Annotated in this window: 1 protein-coding gene; it reads right to left on the minus strand. The window is 47.8% G+C overall.

The genetic code is table 11. From position 1 onward, the window contains the following. On the minus strand, positions 1–362 hold a 362-nt coding region (locus tag AB6D06_RS22235; RefSeq protein ID WP_372111878.1), incomplete at both ends, for a relaxase/mobilization nuclease domain-containing protein.

A 362-nucleotide genomic window follows, 5' to 3' on the forward strand; every position in this document is an offset into this window, starting at 1 on the left:
GGTCATTAGGGTCGGTGAAACCATATATGTCATTGGCGATACACTTCCACGCATCGATACGTTTTATGTCTCTACTGTGGACGTAGGGTGTCAAGGCTTTGCCTGTGGTCAGTTCCATATTTACGATGTGGAAATTTAGCTCTAGGCGATCTTTATCCCTGTGCTCAATCCACACAATGTCGTACTGATCAGGTTCAAGTCCTGCAAGCAGCGTCTTCTCGAAACTCTCCATAAGGATCTGCTTTTGGGCGGTGGGGATATTCTCTTCTTCAAAGCTGAGGCAACCGTATGTGTACGCCTTAGCGAAACGGCTCGCTTGCTTGAGTAGTTCTCTCGTGGTTTCTGGGTTTCCCGATAGAAGC

The sequence above is a fragment of the Vibrio sp. 10N.239.311.G01 genome, assembly GCF_041465805.1.
In the GTDB taxonomy this organism is placed as follows: Bacteria; Pseudomonadota; Gammaproteobacteria; order Enterobacterales; family Vibrionaceae; genus Vibrio; species Vibrio crassostreae_C.